General features: G+C 36.1%; 18 protein-coding genes. 11 read left to right on the top strand and 7 right to left on the bottom strand.

The annotated features are described in order from the left end of the window. Window positions 1-2 precede the first annotated feature (2 nt). Both ACFPVY_RS08690 and kaiC read right to left on the bottom strand, forming a co-directional pair. Window positions 3-293: a circadian clock KaiB family protein gene (locus ACFPVY_RS08690; protein ID WP_379791589.1), complete on the bottom strand. Its 291-nt coding sequence runs from the start codon at window positions 291-293 to the stop codon at window positions 3-5. Then, complete coding sequence (gene kaiC, locus ACFPVY_RS08685; protein WP_379791588.1) at window positions 290-1,993, bottom strand: circadian clock protein KaiC; 1,704 nt, start codon at window positions 1,991-1,993, stop codon at window positions 290-292. Before kaiC ends, ACFPVY_RS08690 begins: the two co-directional genes overlap by 4 nt. 153 nt (window positions 1,994-2,146) lie before the next feature. On the opposite strand from kaiC, the gene ACFPVY_RS08680 reads away from it, so the two are divergent. From ACFPVY_RS08680 to ACFPVY_RS08665, 4 genes are all read left to right on the top strand, one after another. Continuing rightward, on the top strand, window positions 2,147-5,305 hold the full coding sequence (locus tag ACFPVY_RS08680) for a PAS domain S-box protein (RefSeq protein WP_379791587.1): 3,159 nt from the start codon (window positions 2,147-2,149) through the stop codon (window positions 5,303-5,305). A 206-nt stretch (window positions 5,306-5,511) separates the two neighbouring features. Then, on the top strand, window positions 5,512-5,850 hold the full coding sequence (locus tag ACFPVY_RS08675) for a hypothetical protein (protein WP_379791586.1): 339 nt from the start codon (window positions 5,512-5,514) through the stop codon (window positions 5,848-5,850). A 133-nt stretch (window positions 5,851-5,983) separates the two neighbouring features. Further along, on the top strand, window positions 5,984-6,595 hold the full coding sequence (locus ACFPVY_RS08670) for a murein L,D-transpeptidase catalytic domain-containing protein (RefSeq protein WP_379791585.1): 612 nt from the start codon (window positions 5,984-5,986) through the stop codon (window positions 6,593-6,595). Between the two features lie 327 nt (window positions 6,596-6,922). After that, a complete protein-coding gene (locus ACFPVY_RS08665; protein ID WP_379791584.1) occupies window positions 6,923-8,578 on the top strand; it encodes a T9SS type A sorting domain-containing protein in 1,656 nt (551 codons plus the stop codon). 54 nt (window positions 8,579-8,632) lie between these two features. Here ACFPVY_RS08665 and ACFPVY_RS08660 read toward each other — a convergent pair whose 3' ends face one another. The 4 genes from ACFPVY_RS08660 to htpG form a co-directional block, all read right to left on the bottom strand. After that, window positions 8,633-9,799, bottom strand: coding sequence for a DUF1501 domain-containing protein (locus ACFPVY_RS08660; protein WP_379791583.1), 1,167 nt, complete (start codon window positions 9,797-9,799; stop codon window positions 8,633-8,635). A gap of 17 nt (window positions 9,800-9,816) precedes the next feature. Further along, window positions 9,817-11,202: a DUF1800 domain-containing protein gene (locus ACFPVY_RS08655; RefSeq protein WP_379791582.1), complete on the bottom strand. Its 1,386-nt coding sequence runs from the start codon at window positions 11,200-11,202 to the stop codon at window positions 9,817-9,819. A gap of 137 nt (window positions 11,203-11,339) precedes the next feature. Then, the gene (locus ACFPVY_RS08650) at window positions 11,340-11,735 is read right to left on the bottom strand and encodes a DUF2721 domain-containing protein (RefSeq protein ID WP_379791581.1); all 396 of its coding nucleotides are present in this window, start codon (window positions 11,733-11,735) and stop codon (window positions 11,340-11,342) included. 143 nt (window positions 11,736-11,878) lie between these two features. Then, window positions 11,879-13,780: a molecular chaperone HtpG gene (htpG, locus tag ACFPVY_RS08645; protein ID WP_379791580.1), complete on the bottom strand. Its 1,902-nt coding sequence runs from the start codon at window positions 13,778-13,780 to the stop codon at window positions 11,879-11,881. Between the two features lie 184 nt (window positions 13,781-13,964). Here htpG and ACFPVY_RS08640 point away from each other — a divergent pair, with 184 nt between their 5' ends. The 6 genes from ACFPVY_RS08640 to ACFPVY_RS08615 all read left to right on the top strand — a co-directional run bounded on the left by ACFPVY_RS08640 (window position 13,965) and on the right by ACFPVY_RS08615 (window position 21,933). Beyond that, entirely contained in the window at window positions 13,965-14,441 is a 477-nt protein-coding gene (locus tag ACFPVY_RS08640; protein WP_379791579.1) for a hypothetical protein, read from the top strand. Between the two features lie 28 nt (window positions 14,442-14,469). Next, a complete protein-coding gene (locus ACFPVY_RS08635; RefSeq protein WP_379791577.1) occupies window positions 14,470-15,168 on the top strand; it encodes a YiaD family glycine zipper/OmpA-like lipoprotein in 699 nt (232 codons plus the stop codon). Between the two features lie 248 nt (window positions 15,169-15,416). After that, a complete protein-coding gene (locus tag ACFPVY_RS08630) occupies window positions 15,417-16,085 on the top strand; it encodes a TetR family transcriptional regulator C-terminal domain-containing protein (protein ID WP_379791576.1) in 669 nt (222 codons plus the stop codon). A gap of 29 nt (window positions 16,086-16,114) precedes the next feature. Next, the gene (locus ACFPVY_RS08625; protein WP_379791575.1) at window positions 16,115-17,428 is read left to right on the top strand and encodes an ABC1 kinase family protein; all 1,314 of its coding nucleotides are present in this window, start codon (window positions 16,115-16,117) and stop codon (window positions 17,426-17,428) included. Window positions 17,429-17,724: 296 nt separating this feature from the next. Further along, window positions 17,725-20,829 carry a hypothetical protein gene (locus ACFPVY_RS08620; RefSeq protein ID WP_379791574.1) on the top strand — a complete coding sequence of 1,035 codons (3,105 nt, stop codon included), beginning with the start codon at window positions 17,725-17,727 and terminating at the stop codon, window positions 20,827-20,829. Between the two features lie 156 nt (window positions 20,830-20,985). Next, window positions 20,986-21,933 carry an ABC transporter ATP-binding protein gene (locus tag ACFPVY_RS08615; protein ID WP_379791573.1) on the top strand — a complete coding sequence of 316 codons (948 nt, stop codon included), beginning with the start codon at window positions 20,986-20,988 and terminating at the stop codon, window positions 21,931-21,933. A gap of 164 nt (window positions 21,934-22,097) precedes the next feature. On the opposite strand, the gene ACFPVY_RS08610 is transcribed toward ACFPVY_RS08615, so the two are convergent. Further along, window positions 22,098-24,506, bottom strand: coding sequence for a S9 family peptidase (locus tag ACFPVY_RS08610; protein WP_379791571.1), 2,409 nt, complete (start codon window positions 24,504-24,506; stop codon window positions 22,098-22,100). A gap of 514 nt (window positions 24,507-25,020) precedes the next feature. Between ACFPVY_RS08610 and ACFPVY_RS08605 the strand changes: the two genes are divergently transcribed. Further along, window positions 25,021-26,031: a 3-oxoacyl-ACP synthase III family protein gene (locus ACFPVY_RS08605; RefSeq protein WP_379791570.1), complete on the top strand. Its 1,011-nt coding sequence runs from the start codon at window positions 25,021-25,023 to the stop codon at window positions 26,029-26,031. Window positions 26,032-26,051 lie beyond the last annotated feature (20 nt).

The following is a 26,051-nucleotide window of genomic DNA, read 5'->3' as shown; positions in this document are numbered from 1 at the left end:
GGCTATTTTAGGGGTTTAATATTTAAGCCAACAAGAACGCGTTCTTCATTGGATAAATCGCCGATGATTTTTCGGATCGGTTCTGGAAATTTTCGCACCAAAGTTGGGACTGCCAATATTTGATCGCCTTCGGCCAATTGTGGATTGACCAAAAGATCGATTATCTCAATAGAATATTTTCCCGCAAGATGTTCTTCGGCATATTTTTTAATGTTCTCTAAAGCCTTTTCAGACTTTGGAGTTCGTCCTGCGATGTATAATAATAGTTGCCATTCGGCGGGTTGCTTTGTCATTTTTTCTTTCCTTTCGTATTTTTTTCTCCAGAAGCGCTCGCTTTCAAACCTTCATTCGCCTTCAAGATGCTCAGTTCTTCAACCGCAGATTCAAAATCGTTTCTCAAGGTTTCAATGTTGGCTTCCAAGACTTTTCGTTTTCTCAAAATTTCTCTATCTTTTCTGTCTAGCTCATCTTGAAGCTTCATTTTGTTCACGATCGTGCTCAGTTCGTGCGATTTTCTCGCGGCGCCAGTTAAGATTCCATTTGGACCTAATTCAACGTCTAAAAGTTTAATTCCTTCCTTCTTAATTACAAATTCTCGAACTTGATTTGAATGGCCCATTCCTCGGGATTTTATAATGAAAATACCACGATTTCTTTCGCCAATTCCTTCCATATCTCGAACCGTAATCCACGTATCAACCAAAGATGAAACAGATTCTTCTGCCAAATCTGGTCTAATATTATCAGTCTGTTTATTCAATGACGTAAACAATGCCGTAATGTTATTTATTTTCAACATATCAATCAACCGAACCAGCATTGATCGAACTTCGTGCATGCTTCCAACGGTAATTAAATTGCTAATTGGATCAATAATAACAGTTGTCGGTTTAAATTCTTTGATCATTTTTCGCAATGTCAAGAGATGTAATTCCAACCCGTTTAATGAAGGTCTCGAAGAATGAATTTCTAAATAACCGTTTCTTATATGTCGGTCTAAATCAATACCAATCGATTTCATATTTCGAACCAATTGCTGTGGCGATTCTTCAAAAGCAAAATAAACCGTCTTCTCTTTTTTCAAACATTGCTGGTCTGCAAAATAAGCGGCAATTGTGGTTTTCGCCGTTCCCGCCGTTCCCGAAACCAAGATGTTGCTTCCTCTATAAAAGCCTCCTTTTTCAAACATTTCGTCTAATCCAGGAACTCCGGTAGAAACAATATCAGAAGAAACGCTATTGTCTAATTTCAGTGAAGTAATCGGTAAAACAGAAATTCCGTCTTTATCAATTAAAAATGGATATTCGTTGGTTCCGTGGGTAGAACCTCTATATTTTATAACCCTTAAACGTCTTGTGGAAACCTGCTCGATCACGCGGTGGTCTAACATTATCACGCAATCAGAAACATATTCTTCAAGTCCTTGTCTGGTTAAAGTGCCATTACCGCGCTCGCCGGTGATGATTGCTGTAACGCCTTTTTCTTTCAGCCAGTGAAACAATCGTCTCAATTCGGCTCTCAAAATAGTCTGATTGTCTAAACCAGCAAACAGCGATTCGATGGTGTCAAGAACAACTCGTTTTGCTTTTACAGTGTCAATAGCGTAACCTAATCTCACGAACAAACCGTCAAGATCATATTCGCCAGCTTCCTCAATTTCAGAACGTTCCACACGAACGTGATCTACAACTAATTTTTTATCAGCCTTTAATTGTTCCAAATCAAAGCCCAAAGATTTTACGTTTAAAGACAAATCTTTCGAAGGTTCCTCAAACGACATAAAAACGCCAGATTCACCATATTCAGTGATTCCTCTAATTAAAAATTGCATTGACAACAGCGTTTTTCCGCATCCTGCGCCACCGCAAATTAAGGTAGGCCTTCCTTGGGGAAAACCTCCGTCGGTAATTTCATCCAAGCCTTCCACGCCTGTTGGAGTTTTTGGAAATATAAACTTTTCAGTTTTTGAGTTAGATCTATTATTTTTCTGCACGGGGAGTCATATTTTAAATGTAGTAGTAAATCAAATTTAACATTTTTATCCTATGGTTTCTAAAATCTTTAGGAAAATTTAGCAAATAAATCTAATCAAGATATAATTTAGTTATTGTAAAAAAAGATTAACTTTCCTCTTTCAAATTTTCAAATGGAATCAGTACAATTTTTAGCTGGAGGCGGAGAAATGGGAGAGCGAATTCACGCCTATGATTGGTCTTCAACTTCAGTGGGAGCGATCGAGACTTGGCCCCAAAGTCTTAAAACAACTTTAAGCATTATCATCAATTCAAATTTCCCGATGTTTTTATGGTGGGGAGATGATTTGGTGCAATTTTACAATGATGCTTATCGAAAAATTTTAGGCGTTGACGGAAGACACCCCGGCGCGCTGGGTCAAACTGCTGAAAAATGCTGGCCAGAAGTTTGGAATTCCATCAGTCCTTTAATTGATCAAGTTACTAAAAAAGGTGAATCGGTTTATATCGAAGATTTGATGCTTCCTTTATATAGAAACGGAAAAATGGGCGATGCTTATTGGACTTTTGGATACAGCCCAGTTAAAGATGAAGCTGAAAAAGTTGCCGGAGTAATTGTGGTTTGTACCGAAAATACTGACCGAGTTAAAGATTATGCAAAGCTGAAAGAAAGTGAAGATTTGTTAAGTTTTGCCATTGAATCGGCAGAATTGGCAACTTGGGATTTAAATCCGATTACCAATAAATTTACAGGAAATGATCGATTGAAAGAATGGTTTGGACTTCCAAAAGAAGCTGAAATTGATCTTCCAGATGCCGTAAATACTATTGCAGAAAAAGATCGTGAGGCTGTCGCCGAAGCTATTTCAAAGGCACTTCAATATCCAGGAGAAAAATATGAAATTGAATATACGATTGTAAATTCAAAGACAAAAACAGAGAGAACAGTTGTCGCTAAAGGAAAAGCTTGGTTTAACGAAGATAAAATTGCGTATCGTTTTAACGGAACGCTACAGGATATCACAGATAAATTGGAAATTCGAAAAGCTGAAGTTGAGAAAGAAAACTATTTCAGAAGACTTACTGACGCCGTTCCTGCAATCATTTGGATTACGCGAGCTGACGGATACTGCACATTTTTGAACAAAAATTGGTACGATCACACCGGACAAACAAAGGAAGAAGCCGAAGGTTTTGGCTGGTTGAACGCCACGCATCCTGATGATAAAGAAGAGGCGGGAAGAGCTTTTTTAGAAGCAAATAAAAATCAAGAATATTTTAGCGTTGCGTACCGTCTTAAAAATAAAAATGGAGAATACCGCTGGGTAATGGACAGCGCAACGCCCAAATTTGACGACAATGGCGAATATGAAGGCTTTGTGGGAACCGTTGTGGATATTCATGAACAGAAATTGGCCGAAGTTCAAATTAAAGAAAGTGAACAGCGTTTCAGAACTTTGATTGCTTCTGCGCCAATTGCCATCGGATTATTTGTGGGAAGAGATTTGGTCATTGAAAACCAAAACGAAATTTTTAATCAAATCGTTGGAAAAGGCGACGTCACCGGATGGAAATTAATTGAAGCAATGCCAGAGTTGGTGACCGAAGGACAACCTTTTCTCCAAATATTAGACGATGTTTTTACCAGCGGAAAGATGTTTCAAACTTTTGGAACTCAAGTAAAAATCGTTCAAAATGGCGTGTTGACATACAATTATTATGATTTCACATACACTCCAATTTTTGATTCTCAAGGAAAAGTGTACGCAATTTTAGACATTGCAATTGACGTTACCGAAAATGTTTTAGCGCAAAAAAGAATTGAAGAAAGTGAAATAAATCTTAGAAATACGATTTCAAAAGCGCCGGTCGCAATGTGTATTTTCAAAGGAAAAGAGCACACGGTTGAAATTGCTAATGATAAAATGTTAGAATTGTGGGGAAAAACAACGTCTCAAGTTTCTGGGAAGCCAATTATTGAAGGCCTTCCAGAAATTGTAGGACAAGGTTTTGAAGCGCTTTTAGATTCAGTTTTTGAAACTGGAAAGACGATAAATGCTAATGAAGTTCCGGTAAATCTTCCGAGGGAAGAAAATTTGAAATTAATTTATGTTGATTTTGTATATGAAGCGTTTCGCGAGTCTGACGGTTCAATTTCCGGAATTATGGCCGTTGCAATTGACGTTACGCAACAAGTTTTGGCCAGAAAAAAAATAGAAGAAGCAGAAGAAAAAGCGAGATTAGCAATTGAATCTGCAGATTTAGGTTCGTATGAGGTAGATTTATTGACAAACGAAATGTCAACTTCAGAACGATTTGATGAAATTTGGGGCGGACACAGCACTTTTAGAAGTGAATTGGCGTCGTATATTCATCCAGAAGATCTTCCGATTCGAAATGAGGCGCATAAAAAGTCAATAGAGTCTGGAGTTTTAGAATATGAAACGCGACTTTTAAGAAAAGATAAATCTATTCGATGGGCGCGCGTAAAAGGAAAGTTGATTTATGACGAAAATAAAACGCCAATTGCGTTAATTGGTGTGGTTCAGGATATTACAGAGCAAAAACAATTTGCAGAACAACTGACAAAATTAGTAAAAGAACGAACTTTAGAATTGCATCGATCGAATGAAGATTTGTTGCAATTTGCGCACGTTGCAAGTCACGATTTAAAAGAACCGGTTCGAAAAATCAAGATTTTCAGCAGTATGTTGCAGAGCGATTATGGCGAATTATTGCCAGAACGCGGGATGAAATATTTGAACAAAGTGCACAACGCCACCGACAGAATGTTCTCAATGATTGAAGGCGTTTTGGCATATTCTGAGTTTACTTCGGCCGAACAAAAGAATGAAATTATTTATTTGGATAAAATTATTGACAATATTGAATCTGACTTGGAACTCTTAATCCAGCAAAAAAATGCTACGATTATCAGGGAAAATCTTCCAGAAATTGAAGGCGCCGATGTTTTAATTCACCAGTTATTTTATAATTTGATCAATAACGCGTTGAAATTTTCAAAAAGCGATGTTCCAACAGTTATCGAAATTAATTCCGAAGATGATACTTCAACAGACGGCGACGAAATGGTGAAAATTACTGTTTCTGATAACGGAATTGGAATTGATCCAAGTTTTTCAGAAAAGATTTTTGACGTGTTTTCAAGATTGAATGCAAAAGATGATTATGAAGGAACTGGTTTGGGATTAGCACTCTGCAAAAAAATCGTAGAAAGACACCACGGAACTATTTCTGCCACCGGAATCAGAGGCGAAAAAGCAATTTTTACAATTTTGCTTCCGAAAAAGCAGTTGCTAGAAATTGAATAAAAAAAGCCACTCGTGGTAAAAGTGGCTCTTTCGGTTTAATTTTAGATTAGGGAAATTAATGCTCGGGAAATTTTAAGTTTTACTTAATTTACGTAAAGATTTATACCTTGGTTTTATCAAATGTTAGAATTATGTAAAAAAAATGTAAAGGCGTATAATTTTTATGGTACTCATATGCATACTTTTACAAAATGAGTATCGTGCGTATGAACACAAAAGTTATAGAAATAAATGACCGCCATTTCACATTAATTTATCTTAATGAGTGCAATGATTTGAGTATTTTGAAAAATGAATTAGACATTGTCAGCGTTCGATATTTTCCAAAGGACGAAGAAACTTCAAAAGATTGTTTGCGCCTTTTTAAAGAATCTACGCCAGAAATTTTAGATGCTGTAAAAGATGTAGTGGAAGACAATAAAAGCTTCTTTCAGAACTTTGACATCGACATGAAATTCATCGCAAACCGAAGCCATTACAGAGACGAATCGCTTGTGGATTACACTTTTTATCTCGATACAAGATTAAAATCAATTCGAAATTAATCTGAACATAAGTTAAAATCTTCTTTTACGGAGGTTTTTTTTTGGCCAAAATTCAAGCTAGAAAATACTATTTTAACAAGATTTAAGTTAATAAGAAAAAGACGTTCTTCAAACTTAAATCCCTCAGCATAAAATGGTTCAAAAATTATTTCTCGTCTTATTTCTTCAATTTCTCAGTTGTGAAAAATCTCCCGAAAATTCTTTAAAAGGAGAAACTGAAAAACGCAATTATTCTGATTTTCACAAGGAAGCTTTAAAATTTTGCAAGGAAAATAAATACAGCCAAGATTATTATTTTTTGGTAGACTTGAGCATTCATTCTGGTAAAAATAGATTCTTTGTTTATGATTTCAAAGACAAGAAAGTTTCAAAGCAAAATTTAGCAACTCACGGAAGCTGTGATGTGGGCCAAGTCAATGAAACCAAGTGGGAAAAGGCGAAATTTAGCAACGCAGATAACAGCCATTGTTCTGCCAAAGGCAAATATAAAATCGGGAAAAGAGATTCAAGTTCGTGGGGAATTAAGGTCAAATATTGGCTTCACGGCTTAGAAAAAACAAATTCAAATGCCGTTGACAGAGTCGTGGTCTTGCATTCTTGGACCGCTGTTTCTGATAATGAAATTTATCCCAGATATTCGCCTTTGAGTTGGGGTTGTCCTGCAGTTTCAGATGACTTTATGCGAGTTTTGGATGCAAAATTACAAAAAACAAAAAAGCCTGTTCTTCTTTGGATAATTGATTGATCTTGAGAAAAATGCCTTGAAAAATTTAGATTAATTTAACAATTTTTGTAAGATTACAGTTTGCTTTATGCTGAATATGATTTTTTTAGTTTAATTGACTAGAAATTAATCCGTTTTAAAAGGAGTTTTGAATTTTGTGATTAAGTTGAGTTTTGCTGTTTTTGATAAATTTTATTTATTAGTTATCTAAAATATTTAAGTAGTTTCGAAACAAATTAACTTATTGATGATTTTGTCATAAATAGTTTCCCCAAATTTATGACGGCTCTTAAAAGTCATTTTAAGGTAATTTACTAAACCGAATTCAACCAACTTAAATTATTTTAAATGAAAAAAACTCTACTTTTTTGTGCATCTCTATTTTCTTTTTATGCCCAAGCTCAGGAATTTGCGCCTTTGCAAGTGGCTTCTGGATTTAATGCTGACGTAATTGCAAATGGTGTTGGAAGTGCCATGAATTCTACAACAATGGCAGTTGACAATGCAAATTTCGCTTTTATTACCACAGATTTTCAAGCAACTTCTTCAAGTCCAACGGTTTCAACTGCGTTGCCAACCAGCGGATTGATTGCAAGTTCTGCGGTTGTGGGAATGCAATTTCAGATGGCGCCATATTCTGGGAATAATTCGCTTAGAATTGCTACGCAGAATACTTCTGGAACTTTAACCTTCACAAACCAAATTTCGGCAACCAGAATGTTTCTACTCGCCACAACAGGAAGTGGTCAAGCTTCAATCACCGGAACGATTATTTTTTCTGACAATACGACACAGGCGATCACGTCATCTGTTGTTCCAGATTGGTTTAATTCAACAGCTTTGCCGATAGCAATTTCTGGAATCGGAAGAGTTGGAAGAGCAGACAACGTGGTAGAAACTCCAACAGGAAATCCGAGAATTTATCAATTGCAAATTGCCGTTGCAACGGCAAACCAAAGCAAAACCATTACGGGAATTACAATTACAAAATCTTCAAGCGCAGAAGGTGTAGTGAATTTATTTGCGGTGAGTGCAGAAATTACGCCAACTTGTCCGTCGCCAACAGATTTGGTAACTTCTACAACTGCAACAACAGGTACCGTTTCTTGGACACCACCAACAAACGCGCCTGCTGGAGGTTATGATTATTATGTTTCACCAACCAATGTTGCGCCAACCAATACTACATCTCCGACAGGAAATGTTACTACCTCGACTGTCACGATTGCAAACCTAACAGTTGGTCAAACGTATTATGTTTGGGTAAGATCAAATTGTTCAGCGACAGATTCAGGACAATGGAAGCCAACGCAATTCACAACAGGACAAGTTACATCAACTTACACAACTGGCGAATTGTCAACACTTTATAGCGATAGCGTAACGGCAAATAGCGCAACGACTTGTCCAGGTGTTTTAACTGTAAATGTTCCGACTGGTTTTCAAGTAGCGTCTGTAAAAACAACTTATTCAATGGAAACCGCATCAAATGGCTGGATGTCTGAACAAAGATCACTGCTTGCGTGTACTACGACAAATCTAAAAGAAACTGCCGTATCGAGCGGAGTCGGAGGAAGCACAGGAACCTATCAATACTCACGTTCTAATTTGAATATCGCAAATGGAGCAACAGGCGCGGTGCAGTTTGAATTAAGAACTTGGAGAACTTACGGAGGAGAAGGTTGCAGTAAAGAATATAATAAAGTTGCGGCAGGAACTTGGACAGTTACCGTGACGTATCAACCGTTATTGAGCGTTGCAGAAAATACAGCCATCAAGTTCAGTGCATATCCAAATCCAGTTGAAAATGTCTTAAATATTGCTGGGAAAACAGCTGTTTCTGATGTGGTGATTTACAATTATTTGGGACAAAAAGTAATGCAAAAATCTTTTGGGACAGAAAATGTTTCAATAGACGTTTCACAATTAAATTCTGGAAATTATTTAGTGGTAGCAACCGATATTTCTGGAAACCAAAACACTTTAAAGATTACAAAAAAATAATTTTTAGTTAGTTTTTAGAAGAGAAAGGACGTCGTGATTGGCGTCTTTTTTTGTTTAAAACAGACCTTGTAGCGCTTTATTTTGTATTCCAATTTTTGTGTGATCAAAGCTTAATTTGTCTTTTAGCAAACTCGCATAAACACTTCGAAAGTCAATTTCGTGTTTTAAATCTCCGTTGTCTAAATCATCCAAATTTGGATTTTTTCCGATGATTTTTCCTTTATTTTGTCCGCCAATTATGAACATTGGTGCTGCGGTGCCATGATCAGTGCCGCGACCGTTATCTTTTGCTCTACGTCCAAATTCTGAAAAAACTACAATGGTCACATTTTGTAATAAAGACGCTTCTTTCAAGTCATTGTAAAAAGCAAAAACAGCGTCATTTAATTCTGATAATTTATTTTTATGGATTGAAAGTTGGTTGTCGTGCGTGTCAAAACCGCCCAAAGAAGAATAATAAACTTTTGAATTCAAATTTCCTTTGATCAAGCGCGCAATCCATTCTAGATTTTTTGACAAAGCCGTTTTTGGATACGAATTTTCCGCAGTTGATTTAGATAATGCTTTTTGGATTTCGTCAGAACCTTCTGTTAACGAAGTTGCTATTTTTCGAACAAAATCTAATTGCGGGTTTTCAGACAATTTTCCACCGTCTTCGCCATTATTTTTTGTTTTAAAACGATTTGGATCTTTTACCGTAATAGAATTTGGTTCTAAACCTTTCAAAGCCAAATTGTCAATCGTATCAATATTTATTCCCGCAGTTGGTTGATGTTCATTGCATTGCAAATCTAAATAACGTCCGAGCCAACCTTCTGATTTATATTCGCTTGAAGCCGATGCGGTTTGCCAAATTTCTTGGCTTCTAAAATGCGAGCGGTTCGGTTCTGGATAACCCACATTTTGAATTACCGATAAATCTCCGTTTTGCTGGATGTCGGCGAAGTTTTTTAAAGCGGGATGAAACGCCATTCCTTGGGTTTTACTGACAACTTCGTCTTTGCTCAAAGCGATTTTTGGACGAAGATCATAATACAAAGGATTTTCAAAAGGAATAAAGGTATTCAGTCCGTCGTTTCCGCCATTTAATTGGATAAAAACGAGACATTGCTCACCGACTACCAGATTTTTTTGAGTCGCAAAAGAATACAAAAAATCGGGCAGAAGCAAGGCGCCACCAGTAAAAGTTCCCGTCAACGATAAAAAATTTCTTCTGTTCATAATTCCAAAATTTAAAATTAAATCAATTGATATTCGGGGGTTTTTGTGATGAAATTAAATAACCTCAAAACCGCATTTTCGGCACCAGGATTCTTCGGATTAAAGTCGTATTTGAGGATGTTTTCAAAGTCTTTTTGTAAATTTTCATCCGTCGCAAAAAGCAATCTGTCTTTTAAATCTGCGATGATTTCTTTGCTGTTTCCTGACGTATTCCAATTTAATTTTATGTCGATTTTCGGCAAATTTGATTGCGTGTTTTCGCCTTCATTTTTAAGACCTTTTTTATTCAAGATTCTCCCGCTTGTCAGCAAATCAGAAGCATTATTTCGTTGCAAGAAAATCTGTGAAGTCAGCCAATTATTTCCGCCGTCCCAGCCTTTAACATTGGGCTGATTGAACAAATCCATTCCTTGTTCTTTCAAGAAAAAAGCAGTCATTTTCATGTTTCCTTCATCAATATTTAACTCGTCAAAAAGCTGGAAGATATAAACCAAAGGATCTTTAATTTTGCTTCCGGAAGTGTCTTTTTTTGCTTCTTCCAAGAAAATTTTGGTCAACAATGGCTCGATTTCAAAATCTTTTTCGCGCAGGTAATTTCCATAATAAACAACCAATTCTTCCTTTGGATTATCATACAAAAACCACTTCAATATTTTTCTAGTAATCAAATAAGGAATGTTTTTTTGCTCGAAAATAATATCGACGATTTCATCCGAATCAAAATTTCCAATTTGCCCGAAGTAAGTCATCTTAGAATCTTCTTTCTGCCGTGGGCGATAAACAGCTGATTTGTCGCCAAATCCCAATCCGGCTAAGGCTTTTGCACCATTTTTTATATCTTCTTCAGAATAATTTCCAACGCCCAAAGTAAAAAGTTCAAGCAATTCCCGACTTAAATTTTCGTTGAATTTTCCTTTTTTATTTTCGTTGTTATCAAGATATTTCACCATCGCGTTGGTTTTCAAAACTTGCTTGGTCAATTCTCTGAAATTCCCAAAAGCATTTTCCCGAAGCAGTTGATTGTGCTGATAAATCCAATGATTGACTTTGACTTTTTGAAATGTTGAAACATAATGATTGTGCCAAAAACAAGTCATTTTTTCTCGCAACGGAAATTCTTCGTCACGCATTTTTTTCAGCCACCACGCTTTCAATTCAAGATTTACTTTCACTTCTTGCGTCAGAAATTCTTTTTTTAAAGTTTGGTCTGCATTTTTTAAACGCTCGCGATTTTCTTTCAATTCTTCTAAAGTTCCCGGACTGTTTTGCAATAAATCAGGCACGGTTTCATCGACTTTTGAAGCAAAAGATTTTTTCAGGAAATTATCCAAACCCCTTTCAATTAAAGGTGCCTGTTTTCCAGAAAATCCTAATCGGAGTGACCAAAGATGGCTCGTTTTCATCGTTCAATAATTTGGGTTCAAAAATTAAGACTCGCAAAATTGGATTTGGTTTAATCTAAAAATCAAAAGATTACTTTAAATTTAGGTAAAAAAAATCCCCAAATTGCTTTGAGGATTCTTAAAATTTATAATTTAACTTACTTCTTCTCGATCAAATCTTTCAGATGCAAACGCAATGCTTTTACTGAAATGCTAATTTCCCAAAACGAAATTCCGAGGGAAATTAACAACGAAAGCAAGCTCAATCCAAAGAGATAAATGCTCGTCAATTGATGTTCCAAAAACAAAAGAAGCATTGCAAAAACCGACAGAAACAAACTCAAAACGCCAAAAAGTTGCATATAACGAATCAAAGTCAATCGTAAGTTGAGGTTTTTAATTTGGTCTAAAATATAGCTTTTTTCACCTTGATCATACGACGTTTTCAATCCTCGAATTATCGTGGCAATGGTCAAGAATCTATTTGTATAAGCCAATAAAATCAACGAAGTTGCTGAAAATAATAAGGCCGGAGTTTCTAAACTTAAAGTCATTTTTAATGATTTTTATCCAAATTTCGACAAACGGATTTGATATGCAAATTTTTTAGGCATAAAAAAACCTGCAAGTTAAACTCACAGGTTTTTGCTCAAAGTTTATAAACTGCAATCTGAAAACTGCAATCTGCAAACTAAAATTATTTAATCAACTCAAAGCTTCTTTTTACGAAAGCTGTCAATTCTTCTCCTTTCAATAAATTCTGAGATAATTTTGCCAAGTCTAAAGCTTGTTTTACCAACGCTTCTTGATGTGATTTATCCGATGAATTTAAGATGCTTGAAGCCAATTCGTGGTTGGTATTTACGACAAGATTATACATTTCTGGCATATTTCCCATCCCAAACATTCCACCGCCACCGGTTTGGCTCATTTCTTTCATACGACGCAAAAACTCTGGCTGTGTGATTGAAAATGGCGCTGATTGACTGTCTAAAGCTTCTAATTGAACAGAGTATTTTTTGTCTGAAATCACAGATTCCAATTCTGTTTTCAACTTTTCTTTTTCTTCGTCAGAAAGTTTTGAAATCGTTTCTTCGTCTTTTTTAATCAAGTTGTTGATATGATCAGAATCGACGCGAGTGAAAGTCAAATTCTCGTTATCTGCTTCTAATTTTTGAATCAAATGCGAGATAATCGGCGAATCTAAAATCAAAACTTCATAACCTTTTGTTTGAGCTTCAGCGATGTAACTGTGCTGTGCGTCTTTGTTTGAAGCATATAAAACCACCAACTTTCCGTCTTTGTCCGTCTGGTTGTCCTTGATTTTTTCTTTTAATTCGTCAAGTGTAAAATACTTGTTGTCAACTGTTGGATACAATGTGAAAGCTCCCGCTTTTTCATAGAATTTTGGTTCTGAAAGCATTCCATATTCCAAAACAATTTTAATGTCATTCCATTTTTGCTCAAAATCTTCACGGTTTTCGTTGAACAAAAACTTCAACTTATCCGCCACTTTTTTAGTGATGTAATTTGAAATTTTCTTCACCGCGCCGTCAGCTTGCAAATAAGAACGCGAAACGTTCAACGGAATGTCTGGAGAATCGATCACACCTTTCAGCATTGTCAAAAATTCTGGCACAATTCCTTCTACATTATCAGTAACATAAACCTGATTTTGGTACAATTGAATTTTGTCTTTCTGAATTTGCAAATCGCCAGTCATTTTTGGGAAATACAAAATTCCAGTCAAATTAAACGGATAATCAACGTTTAAGTGAATGTTGAAAAGCGGTTCTTCGAATTGATTTGGATACAATTCTCTGTAAAAACTCTTGTAATCTTCATCCGATAATTCAGTTGGCTGTTTCGTCCAAGCTGGATTTGGATTGTTGATAATATTGTCAACTTCCACAGTTTTGAAAGTTTCATCTTTATCTTCCGGAGCAACTTCTTCGCCTTTTTTCTGCTCAATTTTTTCGGTTCTAGTTCCGAATTTAATTGGCACAGGCATAAATTTATTGTACTTTTCAAGAAGTCCCGCAATTTTTCCTTCTTCTAAAAATTCTAAAGAATCTTCAGCAATATGAAGGATGATTTCAGTTCCGCGAGAAGTCTTGTCAGATGGCTCTAACGTAAATTCTGGGCTTCCGTCGCAAGTCCAATGTGCTCCTGGCTCATCTTTGAACGATTTTGTAATGATTTCCACTTTTTCTGCCACCATAAAAGCAGAGTAAAAACCTAGACCAAAATGTCCGATAATGCCTGAATCTTTGGCAGAATCTTTATATTTTTCAAGAAATTCTTCTGCTCCAGAAAAAGCGACTTGGTTGATGTATTTTTCAACTTCTTCCGATGTCATACCTAAACCTTGGTCGATGATGTGCAATTTCTTTCCTTCCTTATCAATTTTTACTTCGATAATTGGATTTCCATATTCCACTTTTGCTTCACCGATGTTAGTCAAGTGTTTCAATTTCAATGTGGCATCAGTCGCATTTGAAACTAATTCACGCAAGAAAATCTCGTGGTCGCTGTATAAAAATTTCTTGATAAGCGGGAAAATGTTCTCTACGGATACATTGATTTTTCCTGTTGTCATAATCTATTGATGATATTAATGTTAATTATTTTCGAGATTCTGTATTTCAAATAGAATACCAAAGAAATACAAAATGACAAATTGGCTGAATTGTTAATTTTAAGATAATAAACGCTGTAATTTTAACATAAAAAACATCTGAGTTGTATATTTGTGTAAGAATGAACATTAAAAAATACCAACTATGAAAAAATTAATCTTAATGACCGCTTTTGCAGTGACATTTCTTTCCTGCAAGTCGACATCAGTAACAAACACAAAGCTTGACAACAAAACAGAACGATTAATTAAAGGGAACTTCGTGGTAAGTTCAGTTGATTATCCAGGTTCTGAATACATCAAAGTGAACGCTTTTCAATTAGCAGATTCGCAATGTTTCGTTGGAAGTACTTGGAAATTCGTTTCTAATAATAATAAAGGTGAAATGGCCTTAACAAAGACAGGATGTCCTGCGTTTAGCTCGCCAATTACTTGGTTTGTGAACAAAGACGGACAATTTGTTTTGAAAGTTTTAGACGCTGGTGAAAAAGCGAAAAAAGTAAGAGACGGATATGTTTTGAACATTTCAAACGCAACAGAAAATTCTTTCCAATTGGTTGATAAAATTGACGTTGGCGGAAAAATGACAGACGTTGTATATCAATTTACAAAAGTAAACTAAACTCAAAATAACAATTAAACTAAAGACAATGAAAAGATTAGGTATATATTCAATCGCGGCGATGTTCGCAGTAGGTTCGTTTTTTACGAGTTGTGAAGCTGTAAAAAATACAAATAACACACAAAGAGGTGCCGGAATTGGTACTGCTGCCGGTGCTGTAATTGGCGGTGTTCTTGGAAATAACCTTGGAAAAGGTGGAAACACGGCGCTTGGAGCTGTAATTGGAGGAGTTGTTGGAGGAGTTGCCGGTGGAGTTATTGGTAACAAAATGGACAAACAAGCTAGAGAAATTGACAACGCGCTTCCAGGAGCTGAAGTGGAAAGAGTTGGAGAAGGAATTAAATTGACATTGAACGAAAATGCAGTGCGTTTTGATACAAATAAATCAACTTTGACTGCTGCTGCAAAAACAAATCTTGATAAATTGGTGACAGTTTTTAACCAATATCCTGATACTGACATCCAAATTTATGGTTACACAGATTCAACTGGTAAACCAGAATATAACTTGACTTTGTCAGGACAGAGAGCTGATGCTGTGAAAACTTATTTGGCAAGCAAAGGACTTTCTTCTTCGAGATTTAAAACGACAGGTTTAGGAATTGCTGATCCAATTGCTTCAAACGAAACAGTGGAAGGTAGATCTCAAAACCGTCGTGTGGAATTCGCGATTACTGCAAACGAAAAAATGGTTCAAGACGCTCAAAAAGAAGCGCAAAAGAACTAATTTAAAATATATTTATTTGGAAAGACCGTCAGAAATGGCGGTCTTTTTTTTGTTTTTATAATTTTAAATTAAAACTAAATTATCATTCCGACGAAGGGGGAAGCTCCACAACCCGTTGTCTAATTTTCTAATTTTCAGATTTTCTAATCAATTAACTGTCAATTTTTTTGAAAGATATTTAACAGCTATTTATATGTTTCAGAAATAATTGAAACGTAAATTTACAGAAGAATTTAAAACTTCAAATTATGGCAATTGCAAAGAATCCCAAAAATAAAAAACAGCTTATCGACGACAGTCAAATCATAAGCTTATATATGAATTCTGTTTTGGAAACCAATGAAGCTCCAAAAAATGTGTATTTGTTTTGCAAGCACAATAGTATCGAAGAAGCTGATTTTTATTCTTTTTACAATTCCTTGGATGCTGTAAAAGAAGATATTTGGGTTAAGTTTTTTGAGAATACAATCGATGCTTTGCATAGAGATGCAAATTATGCTGGATATGAAAGCAGAAATAAATTGCTATCGCTCTATTTTACGCTTTTTGAAATCCTGAATTTGAACAGAACGTATGTTTATTTTGCTTTAAAAGATAATAAGGAAGGGTTGCGCAACTTGCAACAGCTAAAAGAATTGCGCATCCAATTCAAGGATTATATCGTAAATATTTTAAAGTCGGAAGAAAATGAAAAAGAAAACAAGATGAAGCGATTGACAAGACCCGTTTTCTCGGAAGGTGCTTGGTTTCAGTTTTTGTTTATTTTGAAATTTTGGGTAGATGACACGTCGAAAGGTTTTGAGAAAACCGACATTATGATTGAAAAAGCAGTGAAAGCGACTTTTGATATTTTAGATACAACTCCGTTAGAAAGTTTGTTTGATTTGGGAAAATTCATTTGGAAGGAAAGAGGATAATATTTGCCAATTAATTTAAAAATGACAAGATGAAAACTTTAGATAAAATACCTGTAAATAAAATTGAACGCGCCGGACAGCTTGTAAAAACTGGGTTTAAGGTTGGCGGAAATTACATCGCTTATTATGGCGAAAAAATGGTAAATCCGTCGTTGACCAAAGAAAAATTGAACGAAAATAATGCTGAAGATATTTATGACGGATTAAAAAACCTAAAAGGAAGTGCGTTGAAAGTGGCGCAAATGCTGAGCATGGACAAAAATATTATGCCAAGAGCTTATGTAGAGAAATTTTCTCTGGCGCAATTTTCGGTTCCGCCGTTGTCAGCACCTTTGGTTCGAAAGACTTTCAAAAAATATCTCGGACTTTTTCCGGAAGAAGTGTTCGATACTTTTACGCCAGATTCCATGCACGCGGCGAGTATTGGCCAAGTTCACAAAGCGTCGAAAAGCGGAAAAGATTTGGCGGTAAAAATCCAATATCCGGGTGTTGCCGAAAGCATTAGTTCTGATTTGGCGATTGTGAAACCTTTTGCCATTAAAATGTTCAATCTGCAAGGAAAGGATTCTGAGCGCTATTTTAAGGAAGTCGAATATAAATTGATGGAGGAAACCGATTATGAACTTGAATTGCGACAAGGCGTAATGATTGCTGATGCCTGCAAGGAAATTTCTAATTTAAAATTCCCAAAATATTATCCAGAATTGTCTTCGAAGAAAATAATTTCGATGGATTGGATGAATGGCGAGCATTTGTCTGAATTCACGGCTTACAATCAAAATCGTGAATTGGGTGATAAAATTGGGCAAGCACTTTGGGACTTTTATATGTTTCAGATGCACCAATTAAAGCAAGTCCACGCTGATCCGCATCCTGGGAATTTTTTGATTGATAAAGAAGGAAATTTAATTGCAATAGATTTTGGCTGTATCAAACAAGTTCCCGAAGATTTTTATGTTCCGTATTTTGAATTGGCAAGACCCGAAATCATTGACAATCCGGTAATTTTCGAGGAGAAATTATACGAATTGGAAATCTTGAGAAAAGATGACAGTCCAGAAGAAATTGCTTATTTCTCAGATTTGTTTTTGCAAGTTTTAAAATTATTTACAAAACCTTTTCAGGCTGATTTTTTTGATTTTTCGGATGAGAAGTTCTTCGGAGAAATGGCGAAATTAAGTGAAGATTTCAGCAAAGATCCAAAGCTGAGAAAGATGAATGGAAATCGAGGTTCAAAACACTTTTTATACATCAACAGAACTTTCTTTGGATTGTACAGCTTGCTTCACGACTTAAAAGCAAGAGTAGATACAGAACAATATATAAAATATATGAAGGCATAATTTTTGTTTTTATTGGTTGGTTTGGTTGAGAGCGATTCTTTGGTTGGAATCGCTCTTTTTTTATAATCACATTTTGTCAATTTTTTAAAATCGAAAAAAATGTTGTTTATCGGTAATATATTACATTATAACGATTTTACTAACTTTTTAACATTAAACTGTTGACATTTAGTTGAATTGTGGATTTTATTGACAACTTTTGTAAGGTAAAATCCCCTAAAAATATGAAAAATTACAGCCCCCCTTGTAAAATTCTAACTAACTTTTTTTTAAACAAATATTACAAAGTTCTCCTCTTGACATTTTTATTCTCGATAAAAGGATATAGCCAAGTTGATTGTTATGCATTTAGCGAGTCTGCAGGAATCTACTCACCTCTAAGTTCGACAACAACTTTGTTTTCAGGAGGCTGGGATGACAATATTAGTGCTTCAACTCCGATTGGTTTCACTTTTAAGTTTAATGGATCAGACTATACCAATTGTTTTATTAATTCAAATGGATATTTGACATTTGGGTCAGCGTCTGGTACAACTAATTACGATCCAATTTCTTCTGGTTCTTATAATGGAGCGGTAAGTGCTTTCGGGAGAGACTTGGTTTCTAATAGTTCGACAGTTGTCAGAGGAATCGAAGGTTCGTCACCAAATCGAGTTTTTGTTATTCAATGGAATAATGCAAGACGATATGCAGGTTCGTCAATAGCAGGAGATAATTTGAATTTCCAAATTCGTCTTTATGAAACAACAAATAAAATAGATATTGTTTATGGGACTTGTACTATAACAAATACAACTTCACGAACTTGTCAAATAGGTTTAAGAGGTAGCTCAACGTCTGATTTTAACAATAGAAGTTTGATACCAGCATCTAGTTGGCTTAATAATACCTTGCGAGGAACATCTGCTTCAGCATCCGTAAATTCAATTAACACATCTCTTCCAGCATCAGGTACAACATTTACTTGGTTGCCAAACTCTTCATTGACGGCACCAACTTCTATTACAGCACCATCAGCATCGGTTTGTGCGGGATCAAGTACAACGTTAACAGCAGTTGGCGGAACAACGTCTGCTTCAACTCTTTGGTTTGAAGGAAATTGCGGCAACGTGTTGTTTTCAGAAGAATGGAACTCTGGTAGTTTGTCTTATCCTTCAGGGCAAACTACAGTTAATTCAATTAGTGGTGGTGTTTTAACTGTTACTTCACATAATGTTGCTGCAGCTAGCGCGGATGCACAAATTGATATGCAAACTATTTTTAGTACTGCATTTGTTCCTGCGACTTACAAAAATATTGCAATCAGATACAGAGTGGTTTCAGGAGATGCTATCGCCTGTGAAATTTACTTTAAAAAAGGAACACAAAGTCTGGCAGAAGACAAAGTAGTACGTGCTAATTTGAATAACGATAATAACTGGCACATCATTAATTTAGATATGTCAACAAATAGTTATTGGAACAATACTGGTGGAAATATCACTGGTTGGCGTTTTGATTATACAAGAGGTCCAAATGTAAAAATGGAAATTGACTACATCGCTTTAACCGATAGAGCAGTTTTAGAAAATACGAACGCTAATGAAAATATAATTTCGGTACTTCCCACAGCGGCAATAACTGATTATTATGCTCTAAGAGTTGCAGAGTCAACATGTTTTGCAACAACCTCTTGCTCAACTGTAAAAATGTACCGAAACAAAACTTGGAACGGCGGACCAACCGGAGACTGGAGCATTGCATCAAATTGGATTCCGGTTGGAGTTCCAACTTCTGATGATTGTATTGATGTGCCAAGCACGCTAACGATGGCAATCACCGGAAGCCACGCCGTTGGGAAAACACTAGATGTGAGCGCAGGAAATTTTACAGTTAATTCAGGAAGCAGTGTCACGTTACAAGGCGCATTAACCGTGGGCAGTGGCGCAACGTTTACTTTACAAGATGGAGCAAGTCTTGTTCAGGAAGGAACTACAAACACAAATTCAGGAAATATTATTGCCAAGCGCAACGCAAAGCCAATGAAGCGTTATGATTTCACCTATTGGTCTTCGCCAGTTTCTCCACAAACTTTATATAACCTTTCGCCAAACACATTGGGTGACAAATATTATAGTTGGGATGCTGATGCGCAAGCTTGGTTGATACACTATAATGGCGCGGTTAATATGGTTTCTGGAAAAGGTTACATCGCAAGGGCGCCACAATCTTATCCGATTGATGTGGTAAATTCCACCAATTTTGAAGGAAATTTTACTGGAGTTCCAAATAGTGGTGACATCACCATTGGCGTTGTCGGAAACGCAACAACTTTAAAATGGAACTTGATCGGAAATCCGTATCCATCCGCGATTTTAATTGACGAATTTTTGACCGATAGCTTTAACAGCCCAAAAATCAGCGGAACAATTTATTTGTGGACACACAATTCGCCACCAACTAACGCAATTGTGGGAGACGCAGCTTATAATTATACCTCAAGCGATTATGCGGCGTACAACGGTGTGGGAGGAACCGCGACGAGTGCGGCGATCGTAAATCCGCTACATCCGATAGTAAATTCGAGTCCAAATCCAAACGTGCCAAATGGTTATTTGGCTTCAGGACAATCATTTTTCGTTGGAGGAAAATCAAATGCGGCTTCTTCGGTGAAATTTACAAACAGCATGCGTGAGAAAGCTGGAAACAATCAGTTTTTTAGGACGGCGAATTCAACTCAAAATACAAACGATAAAAGCAGAATCTGGATTAATTTAAGAAATAATGAAGGCGCCTTCAATCAAACTTTGGTTGGATACTTAAATGGTGCGACCAATGAAATTGACGATGCTTATGACGGAGAACTTTTTGGAGGAAATTATGTTTCAATTTATTCTTTGAACTCCGATAAAAATCTAACAATACAAGGACGCGCATTGCCTTTTGAAACTTCTGATGTAGTTCCATTAGGCTTAAATACAACTATTGCCGGAACATTTTCAATTAGTTTGGACGGCTTCGACGGATTGTTTTTAGAGCAAGATATTTTCTTAAAAGACAAACTTTTGAATGTGACTCATAATTTAAAAAATGGTGGCTATGAATTTGCGACGGCGGTTGGAACTTTTAATGATCGTTTCGAAATAATTTATCAAAATACCCAATTGGGAATTAACGATCCGGTGGCGGATTCTAATCAAATCATTGTCTATAAAAAGGATAAAAACGTATTCATAAATTCCGGAAAATTATATCTAGAATCAGTAAAAGTATTCGATATTCAAGGAAAATTAATCCACTTCGAAGATAAAATTAATAACAAGCAGTCAGTGGTAAAAAATCTTCCAGACGTGAATCAAGTTTTGATTGTTCAAGTGAAAACAAACGAAGGAATAATTGTTTCTAAAAAAATAATATTATAGGTTTTTTCGGCAGTTTTATTGTTAATAGGTAAGAAGTCCTTTTCTAATTAAGAAAAGGGCTTCTTTTTTTATAGAAATTTATAAAACCTTAAGTAGTTCTTGGCAATTCTTTGCCCACAAACTTTGTAACTTTGCGCTCCTCAATTAAAACGTAAAATGTTATCAGTTCAAAATATTTCTTTTGGTTACACCGAAAATCAAGTCATAAATAATATAAGTTTCAATGTTGAAAAAGGACAAAATATTGCTGTAATTGGCGAAAGCGGTTGCGGAAAAAGTACGCTCTTAAAATTAATCTACGGATTATATGATTTAAGCGAAGGCGAAATTTTTTATGACGGAAATCAAGTCCTTGGCCCAAAATTCAATCTGGTTCCGGGTGAAGATTTCATCAAATATTTGGCGCAGGATTTCGACTTGATGCCTTACATTACTGTTGCTGAAAACGTGGGGAAATATCTTTCGAATATGTACAAGGAAGAAAAAGACCAACGCGTAGCCGATTTATTGGCGATGGTTGAAATGTCGGAATATGCTGATGTGAAAGCAAAATATTTAAGCGGAGGACAAATGCAACGTGTCGCTTTGGCGAGAGTTTTAGCAGTTGAACCAAAAGTTTTATTGCTTGATGAACCTTTCAGTCACATTGATAATTTCAGAAAAAATGCCTTACGAAGAAATCTTTTTGCCTACTTAAAACGAAAAGAAATCACGGTAATTGTTGCCACTCACGATAGTGCCGACGCGCTTTCGTTTGCAGATGAAACTATCGTCATGCAAAAAGGAAATCTGATTGAAAAACAACCTTCAAAAGAATTATATTTTAATCCAACGAACAAATATGTAGCTTCTTTATTTGGAGAAATAAACGAAATTGCTGTTGATGATGAAAACGGAGAAACTACAAAATTACTTTTATATCCGCACCAGTTGAAGATAAATACTTCGGGATTTATTCAGGTTTTGGTCAAGCAGTCTTTCTTCAAAGGAAATAGATATTTAATCAAATCGGTTCTTGAAAGACAGGTTATTTTCTTTGAACATAATACCGCTTTAGAAAATGAAAGCTTGGTTTATTTAGAAGTAAATAACAAAGTACTTTAAAGTCATTGCGAGGAACGAAGCAATCACATAATCTGAATCAACAATCTGAGTCAAGACTTGATATGATTGCTTCGTTCCTCGCAATGAAGGTATGATTTTCTTCGTAATTACACAAAAAAATCCCCGAAATCAGCTGACTTCGGGGATTTTTCATTTGCCTAAAACTAATTTTTCAAATATTTTTCCAAAAACTGATCTTGTTCCCAAAGCAAGTGCAAAATATTTTCTTTAGCAGCATATCCGTGGCTTTCTTTTGGTAATAAAACCATACGAACCGGCGCTCCCAAACCTTTCAACGCTTGGAAATATCTTTCTGTTTGCAGTGTGAAAGTTCCCGGATTATTGTCTGCATCACCGTGAACTAAAAGCATTGGCGTTTTCATCTTTTCGGCATTCATAAACGGAGACATCGTGTTATAAACATCAGTTGCTTCCCAGTAATTTCTTTGCTCGCTTTGGAAACCAAACGGCGTCAAAGTTCTATTGTAAGCGCCACTTCTTGCGATTCCACAAGCAAATAAATCAGAATGTGTCAATAAGTTTGCCGTCATAAAAGCACCATAAGAATGCCCGCCAACGGCTACTTTCTTGCGATTGATGTAACCCAATTTGTCAACTGCGTCAATCGCCGCTTCAGCATTTGAAACCAATTGCGGAATAAATGTATCGTTTGGTTCTGTTGTTCCTTCACCAATGATTGGGAACGAAGCATCGTCTAAAACCACATATCCCTTATTTACCCAGTACACAAACGAACCATAGTAAGGAAACGTAAAGTCATTTGGGTTTTGAGAACTTTGTCCAGCGCTGTTTTTGTCTTTATATTCTTCTGGATACGCCCAAATCAACAACGGCAATTTCTCTTTTTTCTTCATGTCATAACCAGCCGGAAGATATAATGTTCCAGACAATTCCACACCGTCTTTTCTTTTGTACTTGATTACTTCTTTGTGAACGTTTTTGATACTTTCAAAAGGATTCTTGAAATCGGTAATTTGTGTCAATTGATTTTTCTTCTTGATATTTCTGAAGTAGTAATTTGGGTAATCACTTTTTGATTGCAATTGTACCAAAACATCTCCTTTTTTGAAATCTTCGATAGAAAAAATGCTTTCTTTTTTGTCTTTGTAAGCCGATTGGTACAAATGTTTTGGCTTCAACGTTTTCATATTGAATTCATCGATGAACGGAAACTGTCCTTCTTTTGTATGACCTTCTCCGATAAGAAAAGCATTGTCATTTTCAAGGGCCAAAACTTGTCTTCCATATTGGTTTTTAATCGTTTCAAAGCTTCCAGGATCAGAATAAATGTCCTGAGAATTTCTATCAAAAATCACTTTTGGCGCTTGCTCAGGATTTGACGGATTGATCAAATAGGTTTTTTCATTACGAGTATCATACCATTGGTCATATAATATCGCAGTCGTATTATTTCCCCAAACGATTCCGGCATAACGCTGTTTTGTTTTTGCCAAAGAAGTTGGGTTTGAAGTAAACGGAGCGTTCCACAAGAAAACTTCGTCTCTAAATTCAACAGTATTTGCTGGATCTCCGCCGTCTAAAGCTTCCACAAAAGATAAAGTTGCAGGTAAATCAGCTCTCCAGCTCATGCTTCTTTTTCCGGGTCTTGTTGCCATGAAACCTTTTGGCATAATTTCCGAAAGTGCTACTTCATTCACCACTTTTACTTCGTTTCCTGATAAATCATACACGATTGAAGTCATCGGGAAACGGCTCAATGGAACGATGTAAGAGAATGGTTTTTTGATTGTTGTGATCAAGATGTAATTTCCGTCAGGAGAAAAACCTTCGCCGGCGTATAAGTCTGCTTTTTTATACAAAGTAGTTTTTCCGTTGAGGTCTAATTTGTATAATTCAGAAGTTACCAAAGTTTCGAAGTTGGTTTCGTCTGTTTTATTTTTCAATAAATCTTGGTAAGTTCTGTTGGATGATTTTTTTCCGTCAGAAGAAGAAACTGTTGGTCCGGTTGGCAAATCTTTTTTGGCATCGATTAAAGCCGGACGATTCTTTGGAAGCATTTTTACCAATAAACTTTGGTTGTCGCGGTACCAACTGAACGGACTTCCCATGTTTGCGTTTAAGTTGGCATCGGTCAATTTAGTCGCTTTGGCGGAAGCCATATCTAAAACATACAATTCAACGCCAGTTGCAGTCGTATGTGTAAAAGCAATTTTCTTTTCGTCTGGCGACCAAGTAATATTGCTGATTTTTGGATTCTGTGGCAAACCTGTGACTTGAATTTCGTTCTTGTCTTTGATCTTGCGCACTTTTATATTGTTGATATAAGTAACCGTGCTTGAAATATTGGTGATTGGGTTGATTCTCAAACCGCCCAAACGCAATTCTTCTTGGTTTAATTCATCGAGTGTCTTGTATGTATTTCGATAAGAAAGAAGCATGTACTCTTTTTTAGTATCCATCGAAACGGATGGGGCTCTTTCATAGTCTGCTAAATCCAAAATTTCCTTTGAAGGCTTTTGATACGTAAGCTCTTCCTGCGCGAATCCTAATAATCCGACAAGAAGAAAAAGCATTGAAAACTTTAATTTCATATGAAGTGTTTTATGGGTTGATAATTATTGGTCTAATTTAAGGCAAGGTTGTTACATTGTGTAATTTATTTTTTTGTTAAATGCGATAATACAAGTTGCGGATGCGATAATATAAATTGCGGATGCGATAATATAAGTTGCGGATGCGATAATATAAGTTGCGGATGCGATAAAATAAATTGCGGATGCGATAATATAAGTTGCGAATGCGATAATATAAATTGCGGATGCGAGAATATAAGTTGCGAATGCGATAATATAAATTGCGAATGCGAGAATATAAGTTGCGGATGCGATAATATAAATTGCGGATGCGATAATATAAATTGTGGATGCGATAAATCAATTTAAAATTTTCGACAGTTCCAAAAAAAAAATTAATTCTTACAGCAATCATTTTAGAGAAATTGGTTTTTTAAAATAGTGCAGATTTCTAAAAATTTGCTAACTTGTGCAGTAGATAATGTACAGATGCTTAAATTTGTACCCTGATTTTTAACGAAATAGTAAAAATATGTATCATTCAAAAATTGCAGGTTTAGGATATTATGTCCCTGAAAATATAGTTACCAATGATGATTTATCAAAAATCATTGACACCAATGACGAATGGATTCAAGAAAGAACAGGAATCCAAGAAAGACGCCACATCACAAAAGGAGACGGAAACACGACTACTTCAATGGGCGTTAAAGCGGCCGAAATTGCAATTGAACGTTCTGGAGTCGCCAAAGAAGATATTGACTTTGTGGTTTTCGCGACTTTAAGTCCAGATTATTATTTTCCTGGGCCAGGAGTTTTGGTGCAAAGAGATTTGGGATTGAAAACCGTTGGCGCTTTGGATGTAAGAAATCAATGTTCTGGATTTATTTATGCGCTTTCAGTTGCCGACCAATATATCAAAACCGGAATGTATAAAAACATCCTGATTATTGGTTCAGAAGTTCATTCGACAGGTTTAGATATGACGACTCGCGGACGCGGGGTTTCAGTGATTTTTGGCGATGGAGCAGGAGCGGCAGTTTTGTCAAGAGAAGAAGATGTGACTAAGGGAATTTTGTCAACGCATTTACATTCTGAAGGACAGCATGCCGAAGAATTAATCGTGAAAGCGCCCGGAATGGGAGGCCGTTGGGTAACTGATATTTTGGCAGATAATGATCCAAATGATGAAAGTTATCTTCCTTATATGAACGGACAATTCGTGTTTAAAAATGCCGTAGTTCGTTTCAGCGAAGTAATTATGGAAGGTTTGAAAGCAAGTAATTTAGAAGTTTCTGACATTGATATGCTGATTCCGCACCAAGCGAATTTGAGGATTTCTCAATTCATCCAGCAGAAATTCAAATTGACGGATGACCAAGTTTATAATAACATCCAAAAATATGGAAACACGACTGCAGCGTCCATTCCAATTGCTTTAACGGAAGCTTGGGAACAAGGGAAAATCAAATCTGGAGATACGGTTGTTTTGGCCGCATTCGGAAGTGGTTTTACTTGGGGAAGTGCAGTGATTAAATGGTAAGTACTGTTGTTTCATACCTT

The organism is Flavobacterium qiangtangense, from assembly GCF_042658345.1.
Classification (GTDB): Bacteria; Bacteroidota; Bacteroidia; order Flavobacteriales; family Flavobacteriaceae; genus Flavobacterium; species Flavobacterium qiangtangense.
Note: the sequence above shows the minus strand (reverse complement) of the source record. Positions and strands in the feature narration are given on the sequence as shown.

Coding starts and splice junctions, on each gene's coding strand:
- ACFPVY_RS08690 (WP_379791589.1), bottom strand. CDS start 293: ATGACAAAGCAACCCGCCGAATGGCAACTATTATTATACATCGCAGGA.
- ACFPVY_RS08680 (WP_379791587.1), top strand. CDS start 2,147: ATGGAATCAGTACAATTTTTAGCTGGAGGCGGAGAAATGGGAGAGCGA.
- ACFPVY_RS08675 (WP_379791586.1), top strand. CDS start 5,512: ATGAACACAAAAGTTATAGAAATAAATGACCGCCATTTCACATTAATT.
- ACFPVY_RS08670 (WP_379791585.1), top strand. CDS start 5,984: ATGGTTCAAAAATTATTTCTCGTCTTATTTCTTCAATTTCTCAGTTGT.
- ACFPVY_RS08665 (WP_379791584.1), top strand. CDS start 6,923: ATGAAAAAAACTCTACTTTTTTGTGCATCTCTATTTTCTTTTTATGCC.
- ACFPVY_RS08660 (WP_379791583.1), bottom strand. CDS start 9,799: ATGAACAGAAGAAATTTTTTATCGTTGACGGGAACTTTTACTGGTGGC.
- ACFPVY_RS08655 (WP_379791582.1), bottom strand. CDS start 11,202: ATGAAAACGAGCCATCTTTGGTCACTCCGATTAGGATTTTCTGGAAAA.
- ACFPVY_RS08650 (WP_379791581.1), bottom strand. CDS start 11,735: ATGACTTTAAGTTTAGAAACTCCGGCCTTATTATTTTCAGCAACTTCG.
- htpG (WP_379791580.1), bottom strand. CDS start 13,780: ATGACAACAGGAAAAATCAATGTATCCGTAGAGAACATTTTCCCGCTT.
- ACFPVY_RS08640 (WP_379791579.1), top strand. CDS start 13,965: ATGAAAAAATTAATCTTAATGACCGCTTTTGCAGTGACATTTCTTTCC.
- ACFPVY_RS08635 (WP_379791577.1), top strand. CDS start 14,470: ATGAAAAGATTAGGTATATATTCAATCGCGGCGATGTTCGCAGTAGGT.
- ACFPVY_RS08630 (WP_379791576.1), top strand. CDS start 15,417: ATGGCAATTGCAAAGAATCCCAAAAATAAAAAACAGCTTATCGACGAC.
- ACFPVY_RS08625 (WP_379791575.1), top strand. CDS start 16,115: ATGAAAACTTTAGATAAAATACCTGTAAATAAAATTGAACGCGCCGGA.
- ACFPVY_RS08615 (WP_379791573.1), top strand. CDS start 20,986: ATGTTATCAGTTCAAAATATTTCTTTTGGTTACACCGAAAATCAAGTC.
- ACFPVY_RS08610 (WP_379791571.1), bottom strand. CDS start 24,506: ATGAAATTAAAGTTTTCAATGCTTTTTCTTCTTGTCGGATTATTAGGA.
- ACFPVY_RS08605 (WP_379791570.1), top strand. CDS start 25,021: ATGTATCATTCAAAAATTGCAGGTTTAGGATATTATGTCCCTGAAAAT.